The sequence below is a fragment of the Verrucosispora sp. WMMC514 genome (genome assembly GCF_027497295.1).
Taxonomy (GTDB): Bacteria; Actinomycetota; Actinomycetes; order Mycobacteriales; family Micromonosporaceae; genus Micromonospora; species Micromonospora palythoicola.
The window spans coordinates 4,496,975-4,520,293 of record NZ_CP114906.1 but is presented as its reverse complement, the minus strand read 5'-3'; the positions used below and the strand labels follow the sequence as shown (position 1 = coordinate 4,520,293).

At 71.8% G+C, this 23,319-nt stretch carries 18 protein-coding genes and 1 pseudogene; 10 read left to right on the top strand and 9 right to left on the bottom strand.

Annotated elements, in window-relative coordinates; all coding sequences use genetic code 11:
• Nucleotides 1-381, top strand: coding sequence for a YccF domain-containing protein (locus tag O7597_RS21085; RefSeq protein WP_281580495.1), 381 nt, complete (start codon nt 1-3; stop codon nt 379-381).
• 22 nt (nt 382-403) lie between these two features.
• Here the strand turns inward: O7597_RS21085 and O7597_RS21080 are convergent, their stop codons facing one another.
• From O7597_RS21080 to O7597_RS21065, 4 genes are all read right to left on the bottom strand, one after another.
• Complete coding sequence (locus tag O7597_RS21080) at nt 404-1,318, bottom strand: cation diffusion facilitator family transporter (RefSeq protein ID WP_281580494.1); 915 nt, start codon at nt 1,316-1,318, stop codon at nt 404-406.
• A 182-nt stretch (nt 1,319-1,500) separates the two neighbouring features.
• On the bottom strand, nt 1,501-2,877 hold the full coding sequence (locus tag O7597_RS21075; protein ID WP_281580493.1) for an FAD-dependent oxidoreductase: 1,377 nt from the start codon (nt 2,875-2,877) through the stop codon (nt 1,501-1,503).
• A gap of 171 nt (nt 2,878-3,048) precedes the next feature.
• Nucleotides 3,049-3,945 carry a bile acid:sodium symporter family protein gene (locus O7597_RS21070; protein ID WP_281580492.1) on the bottom strand — a complete coding sequence of 299 codons (897 nt, stop codon included), beginning with the start codon at nt 3,943-3,945 and terminating at the stop codon, nt 3,049-3,051.
• 71 nt (nt 3,946-4,016) lie between these two features.
• Nucleotides 4,017-5,084, bottom strand: a complete 1,068-nt coding sequence (locus O7597_RS21065) for a DUF2855 family protein (RefSeq protein ID WP_281580491.1) — start codon at nt 5,082-5,084, stop codon at nt 4,017-4,019.
• A 147-nt stretch (nt 5,085-5,231) separates the two neighbouring features.
• Here O7597_RS21065 and O7597_RS21060 point away from each other — a divergent pair, with 147 nt between their 5' ends.
• Together O7597_RS21060 and O7597_RS21055 are read left to right on the top strand one after the other, a co-directional pair.
• On the top strand, nt 5,232-5,828 hold the full coding sequence (locus O7597_RS21060) for a SigE family RNA polymerase sigma factor (protein ID WP_281580490.1): 597 nt from the start codon (nt 5,232-5,234) through the stop codon (nt 5,826-5,828).
• On the top strand, nt 5,818-7,179 hold the full coding sequence (locus tag O7597_RS21055; RefSeq protein WP_281580489.1) for a hypothetical protein: 1,362 nt from the start codon (nt 5,818-5,820) through the stop codon (nt 7,177-7,179). The genes O7597_RS21060 and O7597_RS21055 overlap by 11 nt, the downstream gene beginning before the upstream one ends.
• A gap of 60 nt (nt 7,180-7,239) precedes the next feature.
• On the opposite strand, the gene O7597_RS21050 is transcribed toward O7597_RS21055, so the two are convergent.
• Together O7597_RS21050 and O7597_RS21045 are read right to left on the bottom strand one after the other, a co-directional pair.
• Nucleotides 7,240-7,710, bottom strand: a complete 471-nt coding sequence (locus O7597_RS21050; protein WP_281580488.1) for an SRPBCC family protein — start codon at nt 7,708-7,710, stop codon at nt 7,240-7,242.
• Nucleotides 7,711-7,810: 100 nt separating this feature from the next.
• Complete coding sequence (locus O7597_RS21045; protein ID WP_281580487.1) at nt 7,811-13,306, bottom strand: biotin carboxylase N-terminal domain-containing protein; 5,496 nt, start codon at nt 13,304-13,306, stop codon at nt 7,811-7,813.
• A gap of 306 nt (nt 13,307-13,612) precedes the next feature.
• On the opposite strand from O7597_RS21045, the gene O7597_RS21040 reads away from it, so the two are divergent.
• The 6 genes from O7597_RS21040 to O7597_RS21015 all read left to right on the top strand — a co-directional run bounded on the left by O7597_RS21040 (nt 13,613) and on the right by O7597_RS21015 (nt 18,060).
• A complete protein-coding gene (locus O7597_RS21040; RefSeq protein WP_099851929.1) occupies nt 13,613-13,834 on the top strand; it encodes a hypothetical protein in 222 nt (73 codons plus the stop codon).
• A gap of 163 nt (nt 13,835-13,997) precedes the next feature.
• Nucleotides 13,998-15,488, top strand: coding sequence for a DEAD/DEAH box helicase (locus tag O7597_RS21035; protein WP_281580486.1), 1,491 nt, complete (start codon nt 13,998-14,000; stop codon nt 15,486-15,488).
• 135 nt (nt 15,489-15,623) lie between these two features.
• A complete protein-coding gene (locus O7597_RS21030; protein WP_269739040.1) occupies nt 15,624-15,998 on the top strand; it encodes a helix-turn-helix transcriptional regulator in 375 nt (124 codons plus the stop codon).
• On the top strand, nt 15,995-17,395 hold the full coding sequence (locus tag O7597_RS21025) for a permease prefix domain 1-containing protein (RefSeq protein WP_281580485.1): 1,401 nt from the start codon (nt 15,995-15,997) through the stop codon (nt 17,393-17,395). Before O7597_RS21030 ends, O7597_RS21025 begins: the two co-directional genes overlap by 4 nt.
• 104 nt (nt 17,396-17,499) lie before the next feature.
• On the top strand, nt 17,500-17,757 hold the full coding sequence (locus O7597_RS21020; RefSeq protein ID WP_281580484.1) for a type II toxin-antitoxin system RelE/ParE family toxin: 258 nt from the start codon (nt 17,500-17,502) through the stop codon (nt 17,755-17,757).
• 3 nt (nt 17,758-17,760) lie between these two features.
• On the top strand, nt 17,761-18,060 hold the full coding sequence (locus O7597_RS21015; protein ID WP_281580483.1) for a helix-turn-helix transcriptional regulator: 300 nt from the start codon (nt 17,761-17,763) through the stop codon (nt 18,058-18,060).
• Nucleotides 18,061-18,080: 20 nt separating this feature from the next.
• Here O7597_RS21015 and O7597_RS21010 read toward each other — a convergent pair.
• The 3 genes and pseudogenes from O7597_RS21010 to O7597_RS21000 form a co-directional block, all read right to left on the bottom strand.
• Nucleotides 18,081-18,828, bottom strand: a pseudogene (locus tag O7597_RS21010) (DUF2071 domain-containing protein).
• 67 nt (nt 18,829-18,895) lie between these two features.
• Nucleotides 18,896-20,488, bottom strand: coding sequence for a GGDEF domain-containing protein (locus tag O7597_RS21005; protein ID WP_269739045.1), 1,593 nt, complete (start codon nt 20,486-20,488; stop codon nt 18,896-18,898).
• Between the two features lie 49 nt (nt 20,489-20,537).
• Entirely contained in the window at nt 20,538-21,764 is a 1,227-nt protein-coding gene (locus O7597_RS21000; RefSeq protein WP_269739046.1) for an MFS transporter, read from the bottom strand.
• A gap of 278 nt (nt 21,765-22,042) precedes the next feature.
• Here O7597_RS21000 and O7597_RS20995 point away from each other — a divergent pair, with 278 nt between their 5' ends.
• The gene (locus tag O7597_RS20995) at nt 22,043-23,305 is read left to right on the top strand and encodes a hypothetical protein (protein WP_269739047.1); all 1,263 of its coding nucleotides are present in this window, start codon (nt 22,043-22,045) and stop codon (nt 23,303-23,305) included.
• Nucleotides 23,306-23,319: the final 14 nt, after the last annotated feature.

Genomic DNA, 23,319 nt, shown 5'->3' with positions numbered 1-23,319 from the left:
ATGATCCGATTCCTGCTGAACGTGCTCTGGCTCATCTTCGGCGGTGGCCTGGTGCTGGCGATCGGCTACGGTGTCGCCGCCCTGATCTGCTTCGTGCTCGTCATCACCATCCCGTTCGGCGTCGCGTCGCTGCGGCTGGCGTCGTACTCGCTGTGGCCGTTCGGCCGGACCCTGGTACCCAAGCCCGGCGTCGGGGTGGCCTCGGGTCTGGCCAACATCATCTGGGTGCTGCTGGCCGGCTGGTGGCTGGCGCTCTCGCACATCGTCGCCGGTGTCGGCCTCTGCCTGACCATCATCGGGATCCCGTTCGGCGTGGCCAACTTCAAGCTCGTCCCGGCGGCGATCTGGCCGTTGGGGCAGGAGGTCGTCCCCGCACCGTGACCCGGTTCCGGCCGCTGACGACTCACCAGTGGGCGCCGCCGCAGACGCCTTCGGCATCGCGTGGTTCGACCTGCAAGGTGGCGTGCTCGATGGTGAAGCGGTCGTGCAGCAGTTGCCGGGCGGCGGCCAGCACCGGGGCCAGCTCGGCTCCGGTGTCCAGGGTGAGGTGTGCCGAGGCCACCTCCATGCCCGAGGTCAGCGTCCACACGTGCAGGTCGTGCACGTCGGCGACGCCGTCGAGCCCGCGCAGCCCGTCGCGTACCTCGGCGACGTCCAGGTGCGGCGGCGCGGCCTGCACCAGCACCCGCAGCGCGGCGCGGGCGAGGCGGTAGGTGCGCGGCAGAATGAACAGCGCCACCGCGACGGCGACGATCGGGTCCGCGTACCACCAGCCGGTCAGCGCGATCACCCCGGCCGCGACGAGCACGCCGACCGAGGCGAGCAGGTCACCGAGGACCTCCAGGTAGGCGCCGCGCACGTTGAGGCTCTCCGTCGACCCGGCGCGCAGCAGCAGGAAGGCGACCACGTTGGCGACCAGCCCGCCGACAGCCACCACGAGCATCGGGCCGACCAGCACCTCCGGCGGCTCGTCGAGCCGTCGCAGCGCCGCCACCAGCACGTAGAGGGCCACCCCGGAGAGCAGCACCGCGTTGGCCAGCGCCGCCAGGACCTCCATCCGGTACAGGCCGAAGGTGCGCTGACCCGCCCGGGTGGCCCGGCTCGCGGCGGTGATCGCGGCGAGTGCCATGCCGATCCCCAGCACGTCGGTGAACATGTGGCCGGCGTCCGACAGCAGGGCCAGCGAGCCGCTGACCCAGGCACCGACCGCCTCCACCAGCATGACGACCGTCAGCAGGACGAAGGCCGCCCACAGCCGCCCGCGGTGCTTCTCCCCCGCCCGGGCGACCTGCCGCCCGTGATCGTGCCCACCCCCCACCCCAACCTCCTCGAAACCCGCAACCCCACCCACGAAAAACATATGCTGACATTGCTATAAATGCAACAGTCGCGCCCCACCTACCCCCGCGATCTTGCACTTGTGGTCCCGAGATGCACCTTTCCTCCGCTTGTGCGGGGGCAGGAAGTGCAAGATCGCGGGGAGGGAGCGGTGGGGTGGGGTCAGCGGGCGCGGCGGTTGGCGAGCAGGGCGTTGAGGATGACCGTGGGGGTGGCCAGCGAACTCGGGTGCTTGCGCATCGAGACGACGTCGTTGAACCTGCGGGCGGTGGCCACGTCGGTGACGGTCGCCGCGATGATCTGCCGGCTCACCCAGCTGGAGAGCCGGTAGCCGCGTGGATAGGGACCGGCGACGTGCGGCAACGCCAGGTCGGCCGAGGTGGAGATCGACCAGGCGGCGTCGACCACGACCTTCTGGAGGGCGAAGAAGTGACGGGCCGGCAGGCCGAGGTCCGGACCGGACCGCAGGTAGCTGGCCAGGCAGGCCGCGTGCAGCGCGGCGGCGGTGATGCCCTGGCCGTACACCGGATTGAACGAGGCGACCGCGTCACCGACGCTCACCAGCGCCGCCGGCAGCCGGGTCAGCGCGTGGAAGTCCCGGCGCCGGCTGTCGGCGTGCCGGTAGGTCTGCACGTCGCCGAGGAGTTCGCTGTCGGCGACCATCGCGAACTCCGGCGGAAACTGCTCCCGCAGCCGGCGGACGAAATCATCGGCGGTACCGCCGGGACGGTTCTCCCCGTAGCCGGCCATCATGGCCATCCACCGACCGTCCTCGATCGCGAAGAAGGCGGCACCGGCCACGTCCACCGACCTCGTCGGGCTGTGCAGCGCCAGCACCACCGCGTGCTCCGGGTTCGCCTCGGAGCGCCGGAACAACGCGGTCGCGTAGTTGAGGTGCACCGTCATCCGCCGCAGCGCCGGCCGCTCCCAGCCGGCCTCCGCCAACCAGTCGGACAGTCGGCTGGACCGCCCCATGGCGTCCACCACCAGGTCGGCGTGCTCGACACCGGGCGAACCGCCGACGTCGCACCGCACGCCGCTGGTCACGTCGCCGTCGAAGACCAGCCCGGTGGCCCGCGCGGTGATCGTCTTGACGTTCGGCAGTCGCAGCACCTGCTGCCGGATCAACGACTCCAGCAGCGGCCGGCTGCCGGCCAGGCTGTCCGCGTCGTCCGGCACGACGACCTTCAGCCGGCCGTCCAGGTAGGTCCGCCGGGCCGCGGGCGGAGCCTCCACCGCCCCCCGCGCCAGGGCCTGCTCCCGGAACCCGGGGAACAGCTGCTCCAACAGGAGGAACCCGCCGGGCAACAGGGCGTGCAGCTGGGTTCCCTGTGGTACGCCCGGCCGTCCACCGGTGGCGTGCAGGTCGTCGCGGTCGACGACCACCACGCACTCGGCGTGGTCGGACAGCACCCGGGCGGCCAGCATCCCGGCGATGCTGCCGCCGACCACCACCGCCTTGCCGATGACGGGAGACGACTGGTCGGGCGGTCGCACCGCGTTCAGCGCGGCGAGGACCCGAGCCGGGGAGCGGGACATCGTGCTCTCCAAAGGGGTACGAGGTGGGACGCCTTCCCGTCTGCCTGCCAGTGACCGTTGCCCGGGCGGGCCGACGGAGCCGGGCGGTCGGCATGACGCCCAACGATCGTTGCACAGCAAGGGAACGCCGACGGCGATCCGGTCGTACCTCCGTCACACCGCCGCGTCGGCTCAGGTCCGGACGGCACCGTCCGGCGCGGCGTCGCGTCCGCTGCCCGCCCGGTTGACCAGGTACCCGAAGGCGGCAGCCGTGAAGAACATGACGATGCCGTAGACCGCGCCGGGAATCGCCATCCGGGTGCTGTCGAGCAGCGCCGGACTGAGCGCGATGGTGATGGCCAACGTGCTGTTGTGGATGCCGATCTCGAACCCGGCCGCCTTGGCGGCGCTGCGCTCGACCCCGGCCAGCCTCGGCACCCCGTACCCGATGCCGAGGCTGAGCAGGTTGAACGCGAGTACGGCCAGACCGACCGAGACGAAGTAGTCGGCGAGGTTCTCCCGCTCACCGAGCACCGCACCGGCGATCACCGCGACCAGTACCACCACGGACAGCACCCGGACCGGGCGGTCCAGTCGCTCGGCCACCCGGGCCCAGCGGGCCCGGATCAGCATGCCGGCCACGACCGGGACGAGCACGATCGCGAACACCTGGAGCACCTTGTCGAACTGCAACCCGATGCTCCGCGCGTCGCCGAGGAAGTACGCCGCCGACAGGTTGACCACGATCGGCAGGGTGAACACGGCCAGCACCGAGTTGATGGCGGTCAGGGTGATGTTCAGCGCCACGTGGCCGCCGAACAGGTGACTGTAGAGGTTGGCCGTGGTGCCGCCCGGCGAGGCGGCCAACAGCATCATCCCGACCGCCAGTTCGGGCGGCAGGTCGAAGGCGAGCACCAGGCCGAAGCAGAGCGCCGGGAGCAGCAGCACCTGGCACCCCAGCGCGATGACGGCGGCCTTCGGGTGCCGGGCCACCCGGCGAAAGTCGCCGGTGGTCAGGCCGAGACCCAGACCGAGCATGATGATGCCGAGGGCGACGGGTAGTCCGATCAGGGTCAGGGCGGAGTCCATGACACGACATCGTTACCACCGGGTAATGCACTGGCAATCCTCCATGCGGCCGGGGTGTCCGCTCCCCCCGCTCAGAACTGGACGACCCGCCCCACCCGGGGCGGGGTACGGCCCGCGAGCACGTCGAGCCAGGCGCTCTCCAGTGCGGCCGGGCCGGCGCCGAGTTGGACGTCGACCCATTCGCCGGCCACCTCAGTGAAGCGCCGCCAGGCGTCGGCGAACCGTCGGTCGAGCCCGTCGCGACCCCAGTCGAGGCGGCGTTTGCGCATCTGCACCGGGGCGAAGAAGACCTCCCCGGCGGCGTCGGCGTTCGGGATCTGGTTGGTCAGGCCGACCGCGATGTCGCGCACCAGCCGGTCGCCGAGGTGCCGCCGCAGGGCGACCCGGGTCGCGGGAGCACCGGACAGGTCGAGGTACGCCGTCGGCACCGGGTCGAGGGCGGTGATCCCGTCGTACGGCAGCACCTCGTCGTAGCAGCCGAGCGCGCGGGTGAACTCGACGTTGCCGGGCGAGGTGAGCCCGACCAGGCGTGGGCCGCGCCCGCGCAGTTCGACGGCGGCGGCGTACGCGGTCTTGCTGGACGCCGACGAGACGACCAGCGACGTCGCGCCGTAGCAGTCGTTGTCGACGACCTGGTCGGCCAGCATGAAGGAGGTGAAGAACAGCGGCCGGAACAGGATCAGCAGGTCCTCCTGGTCGGCCCGGTACGCCGGGTCACCGACGGTCGCGCGGTACCCGTTGTACGGCGACGGCAGGTCGGCCCGGTGCGCGCTGGCGTCCCGGAATCCCGAGGCGTCCACCCTCGCCGGCCGGACCACCAGGTGTCCGGCCGGCGGAAGGTAGCCGTACACCCGGCACCCCACCTCGACCTCGGCGACGGTGGAGGCGACCACCTCGGCGAAACCCCACACCGGCGGCAGCCCCCACTGCCCACCCAGCCCATGGTGGTCGGGTGGAAAGAACTCCCAGTAGCGCATCGAGTCGCCGAGCACCGCGTAGGTGACGTTGTTCGCGGTCAGTCCGACACGGTCCACGCGCAACAGCGCCTCGCCGTCGGACAGCGCGGGCACGGCACGCTCCACCAGGGTGGTGCGGCTCAGCTCGGCACGGGCCACGGCGAACGTCCAGGAGGCAGCCATGCCGAAGACGCTAGGCAGCCCCGGCCTCCGAAACAAGATGCACTGTAGGTGCAAAATCCCACTCCTCGTCGGCACCGCACAACCTTTCCGGTCGGCCCGGGGTCTTCCTGTCATGAACGATGCCCAGGCAGGGCTGGAGGGGAGCAGGTGACCGATGACGGCTTCCGCGAGTTCGTCGAGATCAGGTACGCGGACCTGGTCCGGACCGCGTACCTGCTGACCGGTTCCCGTCACGCGGCCGAGGATCTGGTGCAGATCGCGCTGATGCGGGCGATGCGCCGGTGGAGTCAGGTGGACGAGCCGATGGCGTACGTCCGCCGGATCATGGTCAACGAGCGGACCCGGCTCTGGCGGCGGTTCGGTTCCCGGGAGCTCCTCGCCGGTGTCACAGGTTCCTGGCGGTCTCCGAGCGAGCCTGGCCGGGACCTGGCCCACGATGTCGTGGTCCGCGACGAGATGCTCGCCGCGCTGCATCACCTGCCACCCCGGATGCGTGCGGTGCTGGTCCTGCGCTACTGGGAAGACCTCACCGAGGCCCAGATCGCCGACGCGCTCGGATGCTCGGTCGGCACCGTGAAGAGCCAGTCCTCACGGGCGCTCGCCCGGCTCCGGGCGGTGCTGCCGGCGGCACCGCCCCGGCCGGTGACATCGGAACAACCGGCACCGTGCCGCGACGTCGGCAAGGGTTCGCTGGCCGCGGTGCCGGACGCGTCGAGAAGGAGAGATCCGAGCGATGGCCGATGAGATCAGGCACGCGCTGGCCCGGCTCGCCGAACCGGTGGTGCCCGAGCCCGACCCGTACCAGCGGTTGCTACGTCGCGTACGGCGACGCCGGCAGCGACAGGCGGCGTTGACGGGTGTGGCCGCCCTGGTGTTGGCCATGGTGACCATACCGCCCGTGGGTCTTGCAAGCCTGCTGAGGACCGACGAGTCCACGCTGGCCACGGCGGCGTACCAACCGGCGAGTCCGATCGACGATCCGATGGTGCGCCGGCTACTCGACTCACCCACCCGCGGCAGTCTGGCCGGCGACACGGCGCTGATCGCCACCATCGAACGGGAGTACCGGGCCGCCCGCGCCGAACTCCTTGTCGATCCGTCGTTGGACGAGGTGCGGGTGCTGTTCGCCGACGACATGCCGGGCGCGTCCCGCGTGGTGGTGGTGGCCTACCTGAACGACTCGCACGCACTGATTCGCCACAGCAGCGGCCCGGAGGGTGCGTCCGTGCCGGAACTGCTCGACCAGACCGGGACGCCGGACGAGCCGCAGGAATTGACTCCGTACGTCTTCTTCGCACGGTACGCCCCTAGGGGCGACGACCACGTCGCCGATCTCGCGGTCGGCCTGGCACCGGCCGGTTGCCGCGTGGAGGTCTCCAACGCCGGTCGGCTCCAGCCGGACGGCTCCGTCGTCCGGTCCTGGGCGCGGATGAACACCGACGGTTACGCGGTGCAGGGGGGTGAGCCGGCCGGACGGTGGCAGTTCACCTGCGACGGGACCGTGCGGTACTCCGGCCCGGCCGTCCAGGCCGGCGTGCGGACGAACCTGACGATCACGGAGGCGCAGGAAACCGACCTCGGCAAAACCGCCGTCCGCGAGCTGCGCGACGTGCTCGACGGCGAGGGACTCGTCGGCTCGACGCCCGAGGTGTTCTGGACCGGTCGGTTGCCCACCTGGGTCCCCGATGCGCCGGCAGCCGTCCTGGTCCGGTCCTGTTCGCTCGACGGCGGTTGCGCCGCGCTGCTCAAGGCCGACGCTCGTGCGCTTGCGCGATCACACCCAGCGATTCCGCCCGACCACCGGACCGGCATCGGCAGCGCCGCCCTCGTCGCCGTGCCGTTGCCGGGCGAGACCGCCGGTGTGCTGGTGGCCGGGCCGGAATCGGCAGCGCGCACCGAGCTGGTCGACGCGCGGGGGTCGACGATGACCGATGGACCGCTGAACGACGGCATCGGTGTCTTCAAGATCGACCATCGCAAGGTCGCCGGGGTAAAGGTCTTCGACAGTGCGGACCAGCCGTTGCTCACCGCTGCCACGCCGCACCTCACCGAGGACACGCATCAACTCGCCGAGCCGACGGTCTGGGCCTGGTGAGGCGTCATACCGGACCCATTCGACTCGGGAGGGGCACGCCGACGGGGAGGCCGGGTGTGGCTACGCCGCCATGCGGCGGGTCAGTTCGGCCGCCCGGTACGCCGCGACCCGACGGGCCTGACCGGCCACGAAGCGCCGCAGCGGTGCCGGCGCGTGGGCGGTGACCCGCTCGTGCACCCGGGTGCCCGCCGACCCGGCGGTCAGCGTCACCACGGCCCGCAGGGACACCCAGCCCGGGCTGCGCACGTCGCTGACCAGCGGGCCGTGCGGCGGCGTCGACACCATGCGTACCCGGATGCGGTTGTCCCACCGCACCGGCCCGACCAGCCGGAACCGCTCGACGGCGAGATACTCGGCGACCGGGCAGCCCTCGGCGTCGTGACCGTGCCGCACCTCGTCGACCGCCACGATCAGCGGCGACAGTCCGATGTAGCTGCGCGGATCGGCCAGGTGCGCGTACACCACCTCGGGCGGAGCCGCGACGGTGCAGGTGGTATCGAACACGATCGGCGGCTTCCGGTCCTCGGGCACGCCCCATGGTGGCACGGCGGCGGCGGGAGTCCGTACCGCCGCCGCCGGGTCCGACCGGTCGACCGGCGCGGCCGCGCGGTCGTCCTGGTCACCACGGGAGCTATCCCCGCGCCGCCTTCGCCAGGCCGCGCTCGACCGCCGCGATGAGCTGCGGCCGCAGTTCCTCGGGCTGGATGATGGCGTCCACCGAGCCGACCTCGACCGCCCGCTGGATGCTGTGCACGCCGTCGAACTCGGCGGCCACCTCCGCCAGCTTCTCCGCCCGCACCGACGCGCGTACGTCCATCAGCCGCGTCACCAGCGCCGCCCGCTGCCCGCCGCTCGCCGCCGCGACGCGGGCCTCCAGCTCGGCCACCCGGGGATCCTTCGCGGTACGGGCGTCGACGTCACCGGCGAACACCACGGCCGCGGCCGGTGCGCCGCCGATGACGGAGGCGAAGGAGCCCGCCACGGCGAGGACCGTCATGTTCGGGTTGAGCGCCTTGGAGAAGACCACGAACGCGCCACCGTGGTACCGCGAGATCACGCAGAAGACGATCGGTCCGTCGAAGCTGACGATCGCCCGGCCGATCTCCGCGCCGTACTCCAGCTGCAACTGGCGCATCGACTCCGGCGAGCCATCGAAGCCGGAGAGGTTCGCCAGCACCACGAGCGGCCGGTTTCCGCTTGCCGCGTTTATCGCCCGGGCGGCCTTCTTGGACGACCGCGGGAAGAGCGTGCCGGCGGTGTAGGTGTCCGGCCCGTCGGTGGGCGGGAACCCGCGCCGGGGCACCGAGCGGGACTCGATGCCGAGCAAGCACACCGGGATGCCGCCGAGGTGCACGTCCTGCACGACCGCCGTCTCCGCGTCGGCCATGCCCGCCCAGCGTTCCAGCACCGCGTGGTCCTGGTCGGCCAGGGCCCGCATCAGCGTACGGATGTCGAACGCCTTCTTGCGGTCGGGGTTGCGTACCCGGGAGAAGATCTCGCCGACGGTGGTGAAGTCGCTGTCCGGCACGGCGTGCGGGTAGTCGGAGATGTCACGGTCGACCGGGTCGGTGGTGACCGCACGACGTGGCCGGCTCTCCCCCGGTGCCACGTAGGCGTGGTCGTGGTACGCCATCAGCACCCGGTGGGCGCCGCGCAGGTCCGGCGCCCAGTACTGGGCCTGACCGTTGGGACCCATCACCCGGTCGTAGCCGCCGATGCCGAAGTTGTCCTCGGCGGAGACCCCACCGGAGAAGTCGAGCGACTGCTTGCCGGTCAGCACCATCGCCGAGTCGGGCGTCATCACCAGGATGCCCCGGGTGTGCATGAGCATCGTGGCCTCGGCGTTCCAGTACGGCTGGGCGCCCACGGTGATGCCCGCGACGACGATGTTGATCTCACCGCCGGCCTGGGTGAACTCGACGATCCGCTTGAGCGCGGCGGCCACCCAGTCCATGTTCTCGGTGCCCGAACTCATCGAGATCCGCGCCCCGGCCGACAGCGCGAACCAGTCGACCGGTACCCGCATCCGCTCGGCCAGGTCGAGCGCGGCGATCACCCGGGCGCACTCCGGCTCGGCCAGCGCGCCCAGCGCCCTGGTCGGGTCGCCGAGCAGCACCACCCGGGTGACACCCTCCGGATAGCGCTCGGTGGGCGTGCTCGCCACCCCGACGACGATGCCTGCCCTGTTCTGGCCCTTGGGTCGCCGCACCGGCACCAGTTCGCCGGAGTCGGTCAGGTCGTGCTCGACGAAGCTGCCGTTGCGGCCGGCCAGCAGCTCGGTCAGCTCGTACGGGTAGGTGGTGCCGCGCCGCCGAGCCGACAGCACCTTCTGCCGGTAGTCGTCGAGCGGTTGGATCAGCTCCGCCGTCGGCTCGGTGACCGAGATGCGCATGCCCTCGGCGTAGGAGATCTGCACCGCGATGTCGGTCAGCTCACCGGTGTCCGTGTCCCGCTGGCGGCCGAGGAACAGCACCTCCTCCAGCCCGGCGTCCGCCGTGATCGGCAGCACCCGCTGGGCGACGGTGTTCAGCTCCTCGATGCTCAGCTCGTTGGGCGGCCAGACGAAGATGGTGATCCGGTTGGTGTCGAACCGCTTCTTCGCCGGGCGCTGCGCCTGCACCTTGCGGATCGCGTCGAGGCAGGCGTCGAGCGCACCCTCGACCGCGGGCAGCGCCAGGATCCGACCGTCGGTGTCGCGCAGCGGGGTGAGGTCGCGTACCTGGGCCATCGCGGCCAGCCGCTCGTCGGCCGGATTGTCCGGGGCGACGCAGTGGAAGAGGTACACCTCCTCGTCGGCCGAGGGCAGCCGGGTCAGGTCGAAGTTGCGCAGCCGGGGCAGTTGCAGACGCTGGGCGATCAGCGGGTGCAGGCCCCGGATCACCCGGTCCTCGCCCAGGTCCGGCCGGAAGGTGAAGTGGTGGTGCATCTCGGCGCCGTTACGTCCGGCGACGGAGACCGTCACCCGCTGGAGCATGTCCAGCAGGCCGGCCTGGTCGAGCACCTCCCGCAGGGTCGCGGCCATCGCGTCCGCGTCGGGCTGCTCGGCCCAGGTCAGGTACACGTCGGCGACCGACGGCACGGGATCGCCGCCCGACACCAGCGAGCCGTCGTCCGCGCCGACCAGCGTGGCGATCTCCGTCAGGGCCGCCGGCAGCCCGGCGAAGTCCGTGGCCGCGGCGACCAGTCGGAAACGTTCACCGTCGCGGTCGTACCCGGCGGTGAAGAACGACCGTCCCGCCACCTCGACGGCCCGGGCGTCGCTCGCGCCACGGCTGCCGTAGTAGCGGCGACTGAGCACCTCGAGCATCGGGCCGTGGTCGACGCCCGGCCGGCCGATGCGCTGGGCGAGCAGCCGGACCAGCGGCTCCGGTGAGGCGACCATCGTCGCGATCCGTTCGGCCCGGTCGGCCGCGCCGGGGTCGCGGTCGAGGTGACGCAGGTTGCGCCGCACGTCGGCGTACACCTCGGCCCGCTTGCGGCGCAGCATCGGCTGGGCCGCCCAACGGAACACCACGCTCCGGGCGAGGTCGCCGATCACCGGGAAGCGGCGCTGGGTGGCGAAGATCAGGTGTTCCAACGCCTGACCGACAAGCTCGCGCAGGCTGTCGGCCGGCGGCGGCTCGGTCAGCCACCGTTGCAGGAAGGTGACGACCACCTTCACGTCGACCGCCGCCCGCTGCTGGGCGAGGAAGATCCGGAAGACGGCCTCCTCCAGCTCCGGCGTCCGCTCGAAGTCCTCGACGCCGTAGTGGGCGAGCACCCGGGCGAGGCGCTGACGGAACGTCTCCGGCAGGGCGGCCCGCTCGACGTCGAGGCACTGCAGGTAGGTGTGGAAGTACTCGCGCGGGCTGTGCACCCGGGTGTCGGTCCTGGTCTCCTCACCGGCCGGCCGGTTGCGGCTGAGCTCGGACAGGTCGGCGAAGACCTGGAGCAGCTCGACCTCCTCCTCCAGCGGCCGGTGCGGCAGTTCGGCCCGGGCGGCCAGGTACGCGGCGAGGACTCGGCGCTCGTCACGCGGGTCCAGGTCGTAGCCGAGCAGCAGACTGCGCAGGTCGGCGATGCCCCGCGCGACCCGGTCGCCGGCCGACAGGCCGCTCGGCTCGGGCGGCAGTTCCAGGTCGACGGCGCTGGACTCGGCGACCTCGCTCGCGGTCCCGTCACCGAGCGGCTCCAGGCGCAGCAGCGGTGCGCCGGTCTCCACCTGGCTGCCGACGGAGACCAGGCACTCGCGTACCTTCGCCGCGAACGGGGCGCGCAGCACGGTCTCCATCTTCATGCTCTCCAGCACCAGCACCGGCGCGCCGGCCTCGACCTCGTCGCCCACCGCGAGCGGGGTCGCGACGACGAGCGCGGGTGACAGGGAGCGCAGTACGCCGCCCTCGTCGCGGCTGACCCGGTGCGTGACGCCGTCGACCTCGACCAGGTGGATGGGTCCGTGGGTGTCGGTGACCAGCCGGAACCGCCGACCGTTGACCAGGATCCGTCCGCTGTGCTCGTCGTAGCGCTCCAGTTCGACGTCCACCGTCGCCGTCTCACCGACGCCCACCCGGAACCGGTGTGGTCCGGTCTGCGCGACGGAGACCCGGTAGGTCGCGCCGCGCAGCTTCAGGTCGATCGGCCGGCCGCTGACGTGCTGGACCTGGGGACGGCCGCCGTGCGCGGTGGAGAGCAGGCGCTGCCGCTCCACGTGCGCCTCGTCCTCGTACGCCTCGATGGCGGCGGCGGCCAGCGCCACCCCGGAGTGCCGGGTGCAGACCAGGCGGCCTTGCGCGCGGACCCGATCGATCCAGCCGGTGTCGGCGCTGGCGTCGATCACCTCGGGCTGGTCCAGCAGGTCGAGCAGGAAGCTCTTGTTGCTCGCACCACCCTCGATGATCACCGTGGTCTCGGTGACCGCGCGGCGCAACCGGCTCAGCGCCTCGTCGCGACTGCGGCCGTACGCGATGATCTTCGCGATCATCGAGTCGAAGTCGGCGGGGATCACGTCGCCCTCGCTGACCCCGGTGTCCACTCGCACGCCGGGTCCGCTGGGCAGCACCAGGCGCACGATCCGACCGGGCGACGGGGCGAAGTCCCGGTCGGGGTCCTCGGCGTTGAGCCGGGCCTCGACGGCGTGCCCCGCCTCGACCGGGATCCGGTCGCCGAGCCGTCCCCCGGCGGCCACCTGGATCTGCGCCTTCACCAGGTCGAAGTCGGTGGTGGCCTCGGTGATCGGGTGCTCCACCTGCAACCGCGTGTTGACCTCCAGGAAGGCGAACATCCGGTCGCCCGGGTGGTAGAGGAACTCCACGGTGCCCGCGCCCCGGTAGTCCACGGCCAGTGCGAGCCGCTCGGCCGCCTCCTTCAGCTCGCGGGTCTGCTCGGCGGAGAGCACCGGCGAGGCGGATTCCTCGATCACCTTCTGGTTGCGTCGCTGCACCGAGCAGTCCCGCACGCCCAGCGCCCACGCGGTGCCCTGGCCGTCGGCGATCACCTGCACCTCGACGTGCCGCGCGCCGGTGACCAGCCGCTCCAGGAAGACCACACCGCTGCCGAACGCGCGCTGCGCCTCCAGGCTCGTGCGCTCGTACGCCTCGGCGAGTTCGGTGTCGCTGCGTACCACCCGGATGCCCCGGCCGCCCCCGCCCGCGGTCGCCTTCAGCATCAGCGGGTAGCCGATCTCGGCCGCGGCGCGCTGGGCCGCGTCGAGGCTCTCCACCGCGCCGCGACTCCACGGCGCCACCGGGACGCCGACCTCCTCGGCGATCAGCTTCGCGCCGATCTTGTCGCCGAGCTTGCGCATCGCCTCCGGGCTCGGGCCGATGAAGGTGACGCCGTTCTTCTCGCAGAGCTCGGCGAAGGCCGGGTCCTCGGCCACGAAGCCCCAACCCACCCAGGCCGCGTCGGCGCCGGTGTCGTGCAACGCCCGTTCCAGCACCCGGTGGTCCAGATACGGTCGGGCGGACGCGGGCCCGAGGCAGTAGCTGTGGTCGGCCTCGCGTACGAAGGTGGCCGACCGCTCCGCCTCGGTGTAGAGCGCGACGGTCTCGATCGGCGGGGCGTCGGTCTCGGCATTGAGCTCGCGAACAGCGTGGATCAGCCGCATGGCGGCCTCTCCCCGGTTGACGATGGCGATGCGGCTGAACACCGAGCAGGCCTCCGGAAGATCGTCCTTGACAGGAGGGGACGCTCCCTCGGACAGGGGGTCCCGCTCAACCAACCTTCGTGGCTACCGGCGGGTAAGGAAGACGTGGGAACTACCACCTCCGGACAACGGATTTTGTCGGGACCCTCCAACGCCACGCTTCGACCCGGACGACGGGTGGTCCGGGTCACCCCGGACGGGCCCTCAACGACCACACCGGGTCGAGACGACAAACACCCTGCGTGGCGGTCAAATCTCCCAAGATCATCAAACGTTTCCCTGACGGACCTGGTGCTATACGGTCAGCGGGTGAGAGTTGAGCGTCACTGGTGGAACGGCGACCACACCCCACGCGGACGTCGCGACGTCTACATCCGCACCGACGGCGAGTCGTGGGAGGTCGAGGCCCGGGCCGGCGGCGGCACCGGCCGCTCGAAGATCTACCCCTGCCCCGGCCGCAAGTCGGCGGAGATCCTGGCCGGCGCGTGGATGGGCGGCCAGAGCCGCTGGCGGGTCGTGGCACCCTCCTGAACCGCACCGGCAGCCGGCTCGCCGCCGGTCGGGTAGGCTGATCGTGCGACCCGCCCGACGGCGGGTCCGATTCGATGTCCCAGACCCCGCGCCGTCGACGCGCCCGGCCACGGCCGGCAACGCAGCGCCGGGTGGGACGTCCCCTTCGACGTTCGGAGCCTTCATGGCGGCACGCCGCCCACAGCAACAGACCACCCCGCCCACCGTCCCGACCTTCGCCGAGCTGGGCGTGCCCGCCGCACTCACCCGGGTGCTGGCGGCGACCGGGGTGGAGCGGCCATTCCCGATCCAGGCCGCCACGCTGCCCGACGCCCTGGCCGGTCGTGACGTGCTCGGTCGGGGCCGCACCGGTTCGGGCAAGACGTACGCCTTCGCCCTGGCGGTGCTCACCCGGCTGGCCGCCACCGCCACGCCCCGCCGGCCCGGACGGCCCCGGGCGCTCATCCTCGCGCCCACCCGGGAGCTGGCCACCCAGATCGACAGCGTGATGGCGCCGCTCGCCCAGGCGTTGTCGCTGCGCACCATGACCGTCTTCGGCGGCGTCGCCGCGCGGCCACAGATCGCCGGGTTGCGCGCCGGGGTCGACGTGCTGGTGGCCTGCCCGGGCCGGCTCGCCGACCACGTGCAGGCCGGACACGCCCACCTGGACGCCGTCGAGATCAGCGTGCTCGACGAAGCCGACCACATGGCCGACCTGGGATTCCTGCCGACCGTCCGCCGGCTGCTGGAGCTGACCCCGCGCAATGGGCAACGGCTGCTCTTCTCCGCCACCCTGGACTCCGGCGTCGACGTGCTCGTGCGGCGCTTCCTCACCGATCCGGTGGTGCACAGCGTCGACTCTCCCCGGTCGCCGGTCGCCGCGATGACGCACCACGTGCTGCACGTGCAGGCCGAGGACCGGTTCGCCGTGCTGGTCGACCTGACCGCCGCGCCGGGCCGGACGGTGGTGTTCACCCGTACCAAGCGCGGCGCCAAGACCCTCACCCGCCGGCTGGTCGCGGCCGGGGTGGCCGCGGTGGAGCTGCACGGCAACCTGGCCCAGGGCGCCCGCACCAGGAACCTCCAGGCGTTCTCCGACGGCACGGTGCGCACGCTGGTGGCCACCGACATCGCGGCGCGGGGCATCCACGTCGACGACGTGGCCCTCGTCGTGCACGCCGATCCACCCGTGGAACACAAGGCGTACCTGCACCGGTCGGGGCGTACCGCCCGGGCCGGCGCGGCCGGGACGGTCGTCACGCTGATGACCGACACGCAGGCCCCCGAGGTGCGGGAGCTGACCCGCAAGGCGGGCATCGCGGCGACCACCACCCGACTCCGTCCCGGGGACGCGCTGCTGCGTCAACTCGCGCCGGGGGAACGAACGCTCGCGGTCGCGCCGGCCGCCGGGACCCCGGCCACCCGGCGGGAGGTACCGCCCGCACCCACGGGCCGCCGTCGTCGCGGCGGTAAACCCGCCCAGACCAGCGCGGCCCGGTCCGCTTCAGCCAACTCGGGGCGGGCGGCACCGGCCGGCTCGGCACGATCCGCGTCGGCCGGCAGCGGACGATCCGGTGCCGCCCGGTCGGGCACCGGGCAGGCCGGTGCCGCGCGCTCCGGCGCGGCCGCGTTCTCCGCCCGGGCCCGGCCCGGCGGGCGTGGCGGCGGGCGCTGAGCGGCACCCCACCCCGACGACCTGGACGATTCACTGAGCGCCCGCCGGCGATGCCGGCGGGCGTTTCCTTGCGCCGTCTGAATACCTAGAACTACTATGCCTCACAGTTCTAGGTATTGGTGGTGGGAGAATCTCATGAAGGTCACCAAGGATCTCGTCGCCGCCTCGGCGACGCCGATGGTGCTCGGCATCCTGGCCGACGGGGAGAGCTACGGGTACGCCATCCTCAGGCGGATCAACGAGCTGTCCGACGGCGAGCTGGACTGGACCGAGGGGTTGCTCTATCCCCTGCTGCACCGGCTCGAACGGCTCGGACACGTGGAGTCGAGCTGGCAGTCGGTTCCCGGGGAGCGGCGACGCAAGTACTACCGCATCACCGACAGCGGTCTGGCCGAGCTGGCCGAGCAACGTCGCCAGTGGGACACCGTGGTGAGCGCCCTCAAGGCGATCTGGATCGACCCCGGCGACGTCCGGCGCGCGGTGACGATTCCCCTGGGAGGTCTGGCATGACCGCGCCCGGCAGCCCCGACGGCGGCACGGCCTCCCCCGGCCCGGACGGGCTGGAGGCCCAGTTCGCCCAGTGGCGTCACTACGTCCGCCGCCGGCCGGAGTTGCAGCGCGCGGACGCCGAGGAGTTGGAGGACCACCTGCGCGGCTCGGTCGACGAACTCATCGCCGCCGGCCTGCGCCCCGACGAGGCGTTCCTGGTCGCGGTCAAGCGGCTCGGCGGCCTGGACGAGCTGTCCCGCGAGTTCGCCCGGGAGCACTCGGACCGGCTGTGGAAGCAACTGGTTCTCACCGGCGGCACCGATGACCCGGAGACGGACAACCGGTCTCGGCGCGACCTGGTCGCGATGATCGTCTGCGCGGTCGGCGCGGCCGTGTCGATCAAGCTGCCGGCACTGTTCGGCCTGGATTTCGACCAGGACGGGGCCTTCTACGCACCCAACTTCTCGTTGTTCACGCTGCCCTGGCTGGCCGCGTACCTGGCCTGGCGGCGCCGGGCCGGGACGGCGGTGATCGGGGTGATGGTGGCGCTGTTCGCCCTCGGCGCGGTGGCCGCCAACGTCTACTCCCTCGCGGAGGACTCCCAGTCGCTGGTGCTGACCACCATTCACCTGCCGATAGCCCTGTGGTTCGTGGTCGGCCTGGCCTACGTCTGCGACGACCTACGCTCGTCGCGGCGACGGATGGACTTCATCCGCTTCACCGGCGAGTGTTTCGTCTACTTCGTCCTCATCGCCCTCGGCGGCGGTGTGTTGACCGCCTTCACGGTCGGCACCTTCCAGGCCATCGGCATCGACCCGGAGGGCTTCGTCTCGCAGTGGTTGCTGCCGTGCGGCGTGGTGGCCGCGGTGGTCGTGGCGGGCTGGCTCGTCGAGGCCAAGCAGAGCGTCGTCGAGAACATCGCCCCCGTCCTCACCCGCCTGTTCACGCCGCTGTTCACCGCCGCGTTGCTGGCCTTCCTGATCGCCATCGTCTGGACCACCGCCGGCATCAACGTCGAGCGGGAGGCCCTGATCCTGTTCGACCTGCTGCTGGTCGTGGTGCTGGGGCTGCTGCTCTACTCGATCTCGGCCCGCGACCCGCTCGCCCCGCCCGGCCTGTTCGACAGGTTGCAGCTCGCCCTCGTGGTCAGCGCGCTCATCATCGACGTGCTGGTGCTGTGGGCGATCACCGAGCGGATCACCGAGTACGGCACCACCCCGAACAAGGCCGCGGCACTCGGTGAGAACGTCATCCTGCTGGCCAACCTCGCCTGGTCGGCGTGGCTGGTGCTGGGATTCGTCCGCCGGCGCACCCCGTTCGCGGCCCTGGAACGCTGGCAGACCGGCTACCTACCGGTCTACGCCGCCTGGGCCTGGATCGTGGTGCTGCTCTTCCCCCCACTGTTCAGTTACCTCTGATCCGCCACGCGCCCCGAGCGGCCACCGCGTGCGAACGATCGTCATCGCGACCCGTTTGAACGCGGTGGCCGCCCCTTCCCGGCAAGCGTCAGCTGCGAACCATCGTGCGGCCGGGGCTCACCCAGACCTTGCTGGGCGAGCCGTACACGAAACAGCTGGATGGGAAGCTACGCGAGTTGCGGTTCTACCTGGAACGGCAAGCAGTCAGGATCACCTACTGGATCGCGTCGGACAAGCGGATCATCTTGCTGACCGTCTTTCACAAGACGCGTATGCGCGACGAGCGAGAGGTCGACCGAGCACGCCGGGTGTTGGCCAGATGCATCGATGAGGCGCACCGCGCCGTGGAGAAGGAGGGCTAGATCATGGGTGAGCGTAGTGATTGGGCATCGCTGCGGGAGCGGCGGATGGCCGAGCCGGGGGCGGCGGAGGCATACGACGCGACGCGGTTGGCGTTCGAACTTGGTCGTGCGATTCGAGAGCTTCGTGAGCGCCGAGGTTGGAGCCAGGCACAGCTTGCCAAGGAATCGGGGATGACGCAGTCGGCGGTCGCACGGTTCGAGGCCGGCGGCACCGTTCCGACCCTGCCCGTGTTGGAGCGGTTGGCGGCGGCCTTGGACGTGAGCCTCAGCGTCAGTTTCGAGCCACGCGACGCGGCTGCCTGAGTCGCCGGATCGCCTGCTGATCAGGCTCTGGGCTGACGCACGCTGGTCGGCGGGCCGAAGGCGACCGGCACCCCCGGCGAGTAGAGCACGCTGGTCGGCGGCCCCTGCGGCGGCGGCAGCCCGGCGGCGGTCACCAGTTCGTCGTCCAGGGCGAGCAGTTCCGCGTGGTGCAGCGGCCAGCGGGGATGCCAGTTCGGCAGGTGCCGGGTTCGCCCGTACGCCCGGGTGTGCAGGCCCCAGCGGGCGGTGACGAAGTGCTCCAGCGGCGTCGGCTCGGCGATCGGCCCGCCGACCCGGACCTCGATGCGGCTCGTCGCACCCGGCCGGGCCGGGCCAGCGGCGCCGGCAGCGGTAGCGGAGTCGGTCGCCGTCGCGTTCCAGGCTCATCGCCGACCACAGGTACGGCAGCCGCAGGGTGGCCCGGGCGACCAGCACCGGCACCAGCCGGGAGGCGTCGAGCGAGCGGAAGACCACGGCTCGTCGGCCGGAGCCGTCCACGGAGTACAACCGGACGTTGGTTTCCCAGAAGCTGCCGAAGTACGGCACACCCGGCCCGAAACCGAGCCCCAGGCCGACCATCCGGAAGCCGATCAGCCCGACGTAGGTCAGCCCGTCGAGGGTGTCCGGGCGGGTGCCGGCCGGCAGCAGCGGCGCGACCCGCCCCGGCTCCACCGGCCAGTGCAGGAAGACCAGGTCGTCCCAGCGTTGCCGAAGCATCGCGCGGCGGAATCCCCGGAGGGGTGCCGCGTCGACCGGCTCGATGTCCACACACCGATCCTGCCGCACCGGCCGACGGCACGGCACTCCGCTGGGCCGGCGGCACCGGCCCGTCCGATCAGGAGGAGGGGTGGCGGCTGCTCATCCGGTTTCCGCCCGCCCGCTTCGCCGCGTACATCGCGCGGTCCGCGTTCGCCAGGGTCTCCCCGAGGGTGTACGGGTAGCCGCTGGCCACACCGACGCTGACCCGCACCGGCCAGGCGGTCAGTCCGGCCACGGCGTCGACGGTCCGCTGGGCGACCTGCTCGGCGGCACCGAGATCGGCTCCCGGCAGGATCGCGACGAACTCGTCCCCGCCCAGTCGGGCCACGAAGTCGTCCCGGCGTACGCTCGCCGCGAGCACCTGCGCCACCCTCCGCAGCACATCGTCGCCGGTGGCGTGCCCCAGCGAATCGTTGATCTGCTTGAACCGGTCCACGTCGACGATCAGCACGGCCACGGGGTCGGATGCGCCCGTGGTGGGAGTGGCCAGGTTCTCCAGGAAGCTGTCGAGACCACGCCGGTTGGCCACCCCGGTGAGCGGGTCGATCCGCGCGGCCCGTTCGGCCCGCTCGTGCTGCCACCGCAGCACGTCGTACGACTGCATGGTCACCGCCGCGTGCAGCCAGCGGTGCCGCTGCCGCCACAGCAGTTCGGCGAGCGCGTCGCCGTAGGTGAGGCCGGGCAGCGCGTCACGCGCGCCGTTCTTCGCCAGCAGTACGGCGTGCGTACGGTGCAGCGCCGCGGTGATCAGCCAGTCGTTGTCGGGCGACAGGCCGGTCACCGCCTCCTCGATGACGCGCAGCGCCTCACCGGGCCGCCCGGACCGGCTGAGCGCGACGGCGTGGAACGGTCGGCACAGCAGTTGCTCCTGGTGTCGCTGTTCGACACCGTGCTCCCGCAGCGACGCCAGGAACCGGGGGATGTCCTCCGCCGCACCGGCCGGGTCCTGGCGGTCGGCGCGGGCGCACGCCGCGAACAGCGACGCGGAGAGCCGCCACACCTCCGCCTTGGGGCCGGAGGCTTCCGTCATCGCCCGTACCGCGTGTTCCTCGGCCACCGTGGTGTGCTTCTCCGCCTCGGCGACCTGACCGACCTGGTACAGCTCCAGGGCCCACATCAGGTTGAGTTCGGCGAGGTTGCACAGCCACATCGCCCGGTTGCCGTTGTCCGGGTACCCGGGTCGGCAGGTGGTCTCGTACGCCGCCTGGAACTGCGGCACCGCCAGCTCGTAGAGGCGCAGCTTCGCGTACCCGATCGCCAGCCCGGTACGGGCGTTGCCCTCGATCACCGGATCGGGTTCGCCGGCCAGCAGCGCCGTCTCCGCGCGGACTAGGTCCCGCAGGACGGCCTCGATGTCGTACTCGGCGATGTCCTGGTCGCCGAGGCGCAGCCGCCGGTCGGCGCGCAGCGACAACGCGCAGGAGCGCCACCCGGCGCTGTTCTCCCGCTCGGCGGCGACAAGCATCAGATCGGCGGCGGCGATCGCGGCGCGCAGGTCACCGAGCCGGGTCAGCGCGACGACCCGGGCGAAGTGCATCGCCGCGGGGCCGTCGCGCAGTTCCCCGGTCGGTTCCCGCAGTGCCGCGACCGCCTCCGCCAGCACCTGGGCCGCCCCACCGGCCTGCGCCTCCTCCAGTAGCCGCAGGGCTCGGAGGGTCACATCGTCCATGCGGTCTCCTCCGCACCGCCCAGGGAAGAACAGCCCGATGGTACGGTAATCAGCCCTCTTCGATAGTCTCCGACCGGTTCGGACTCTGCGCCAGCGGTCGCCAGGCGGCCAGAGCGACAAGCGCCATCGTCACCCCGGCGATCCAGAACGGTGTCGTGAGGCCCCAGATGCCGGCGATCAGTCCACCGAGGAGGGAGCCGACCGCCGCCCCACCGAGATCGAGCACCGCGTACGCGCTGCCGACCCGGCCGAGCAGCTGCGACGGCACCAGCCGTTGTCGCAGCGACGCGACGGTGACTCCCCAGACCATGCCGTGCGCGCTGAACACGACAAGGACGGCCACCACGACCCAGAGCGCCGTGGTGGTGGCCAGGATCAGGTGCGTGAGCATCTCGACGACCAGCCCGACCCGCAGCACCGCGGTTCGACCGACCGTCCGGACGAGTCGGGCCGCCACCGCGGTGCCGGCCAGTCCGCCGACCGCGAACGCGGTGAGCAGGAAGCCGTAACCGACGTCGGAGACTCCCAGACGCTGCCGGCAGTAGAGCACGAACACCGCGAACGCGGCGCAGAAGGCGACGTTGCCCACGCCCATACTCAGGGCCAGGGTCCGCAGCAGCCGGTGCCGCCACAACCACCGCACCCCCTCGGCGATCGAGCGGACCACCGAGGCGTGCGTCGTGGTGGCCGGGGCCGGGGCCGGCCGCAACCCTGCCAGCAGCGCCGCGGCGACGGCGAACGTGAGTGCGTTGAGGCCGAACGGTGCCGCCGCGGCGATCACGAACAGCCAGGCACCCAGCGGCTTGGCCACGAACTGGTTGCCGATCGTGAAGGTGGCGTAGAGCCGCGCGTTCGCGCTCGGCAGCCGGTCGGGGGCGACCACCGATGGCAGCAGCGCGCCCATGGCGGTGTCGGCCAGCGTCTCCCCCGTACCGAGCAGGAAGAGCACCACGTAGCAGACGACCACGGTGACGGTTCCGGTGGCGATGGTGAGGGCCAGCGTGGTGAGGGCGGCGGCCCGGACCAGGTTCACCGTCACCACCAGGCGACGCCGGTCGAGCCGGTCCACGTAGGCACCGCTGAGCAGGGCGAACAGCAGCCAGGGCAACTGCTGCACGAAGACGGCACCGGCGACCAGTGCCGGGTTGTCGGTGATGGAGGCGACCAGCAGTGGGCCGGCCGCCATGGTGATGCCGTCACCGACGTTGGACACCGCCGAGGCGGTCCAGAGTTTGGCGAAGTCCGCGCCGAGACGCGCGGATATCAGGGCACGCAAAATTGCTCCTCGAGCTGGAAGGGAACGGCCGTCAGGGGGACCGCTCCGCTGCGAGGAGCACCGCCACCGCCGGTGGACCGGCGGTGGGCCGCACGGGTCAGCGCACGGTGAGCTCTCGCGTCGGAGCGGGGGCCGTGACCAGGTCGAGGCGCATCTCAACTCCTGTCCTTCGACGGATGTCGACGCGGAGGATAGTCGACCGAGTCGGTAGGCGGACACCGGTTTCCGCCGGGTCGCGGCGCGTCCATGATCGCGACCACGGTCGATACAGTGACCCGGTGGAACAGATCAGCCGGCGGCGGTTCCTCGACGAGATGGTGGCCGTCACCCGGGACCGGCAGGCCACCACTCACCTCTACCTGATGCTGCGCGAGGGCGGCGGCATCGGTGTGCAGTGGGAGCAGCCCGGGCTCGACCATCTGCGGGAGTTCCGCGTCGTCGACCCGGACGGGCCCGCCTGCCCGCACTGCGTCATCATCGATACGGTCGTGGAGCTGGCCCCGGTGCTGCCGCTGGACATGCTGCGGACGGCCCGCTCCAGAGTGCAGTACGAGAGGATCCTGCACGCCGGCATGCTGCCGGCGCCGGCGTTCGCCCGGCAGTCGACGAGTCCGGAGGTCACCTGGTTGGCGGACTGTCACGGCGCGGCCGGCGATCCGCACACCGACGCGGACTGCGCCGAGCACGCGGCGGTCGTCGCGTCGGTGGTCACCGACCCGCTCGACGTCGACTCCGGGACCGTACTGCCCCGGGCACTCGGCGAGCTGACCGACGCCACCGACGTGTGGGAGCGGCTACGGCTCGCCCGCGACTGGCGGGACACCGCCGCCGAGGTGGCGCGGCGCAGCCGTTGGGCCGAGACGACCTGGGGTTTCCTGCGCGGTTCCGGGGTGCTGGGCGTACCCGCCGCCGGTGTGCCGGGGGTGGTCTACGCCCTGACTCCCGGCGCACCGGCCGACGACCGGCCCTTCGCCGAGCGGTACGCGACGACGGTGCGCGCCCTGTCCGGCCAGACCACTCTGGTGTACGCCGACCCGGTGTGCCTGGTGCCCGACCCGGTGCCCGGCAGTCAGCGGATGCCCAGCTTCGCCGGTGCGGTGGACGTGGCCACCGGACAACCGGTACGCACGTTGCGGCTGCCGTCGCCCCGCCGGCCGCTGAGCCGGCTCGGCCGGGGGATCCTGCTGCTGTTCGAGGCGCGCCACGCGATGCTGATCCGCCACGTCAAGCGTCCCCCGGACTGGGAGTCGGAAGCGGCGCTGCACGCCTTCGAGTTCGGCCTGCTTGCGGACCTCGGTGGCGCCGAGTACACCTCGGCCGTCGCCGCCTATCTGGAAGCCCTGCGCCGCGAGGGCGATCTGCTGGCCCGACCGCAGAAGGTCCTCGACCGCCGCCGACGCAAGGCCCTCGCGCGGGTCTTCGGCGACATCGACGACGAGGAACTGCACCTGTGGGCGTCGGTCGCCTACCGCAACGCGATCCTGCAGATGCTCGGCAGCCAGGCCGCCTTCGCCGAACATCTCCGACGACAGGCGTCCTGAACCGGCAGCGGGCC

What these genes read in the sequence shown, in the direction of transcription:
- O7597_RS21085 (WP_281580495.1), top strand. Translation starts at nt 1, where the DNA reads ATGATCCGATTCCTGCTGAACGTGCTCTGGCTCATCTTCGGCGGTGGC.
- O7597_RS21075 (WP_281580493.1), bottom strand. Translation starts at nt 2,877, where the DNA reads ATGTCCCGCTCCCCGGCTCGGGTCCTCGCCGCGCTGAACGCGGTGCGA.
- O7597_RS21070 (WP_281580492.1), bottom strand. Translation starts at nt 3,945, where the DNA reads ATGGACTCCGCCCTGACCCTGATCGGACTACCCGTCGCCCTCGGCATC.
- O7597_RS21065 (WP_281580491.1), bottom strand. Translation starts at nt 5,084, where the DNA reads ATGGCTGCCTCCTGGACGTTCGCCGTGGCCCGTGCCGAGCTGAGCCGC.
- O7597_RS21055 (WP_281580489.1), top strand. Translation starts at nt 5,818, where the DNA reads ATGGCCGATGAGATCAGGCACGCGCTGGCCCGGCTCGCCGAACCGGTG.
- O7597_RS21035 (WP_281580486.1), top strand. Translation starts at nt 13,998, where the DNA reads ATGGCGGCACGCCGCCCACAGCAACAGACCACCCCGCCCACCGTCCCG.
- O7597_RS21030 (WP_269739040.1), top strand. Translation starts at nt 15,624, where the DNA reads ATGAAGGTCACCAAGGATCTCGTCGCCGCCTCGGCGACGCCGATGGTG.
- O7597_RS21025 (WP_281580485.1), top strand. Translation starts at nt 15,995, where the DNA reads ATGACCGCGCCCGGCAGCCCCGACGGCGGCACGGCCTCCCCCGGCCCG.
- O7597_RS21015 (WP_281580483.1), top strand. Translation starts at nt 17,761, where the DNA reads ATGGGTGAGCGTAGTGATTGGGCATCGCTGCGGGAGCGGCGGATGGCC.
- O7597_RS21005 (WP_269739045.1), bottom strand. Translation starts at nt 20,488, where the DNA reads ATGGACGATGTGACCCTCCGAGCCCTGCGGCTACTGGAGGAGGCGCAG.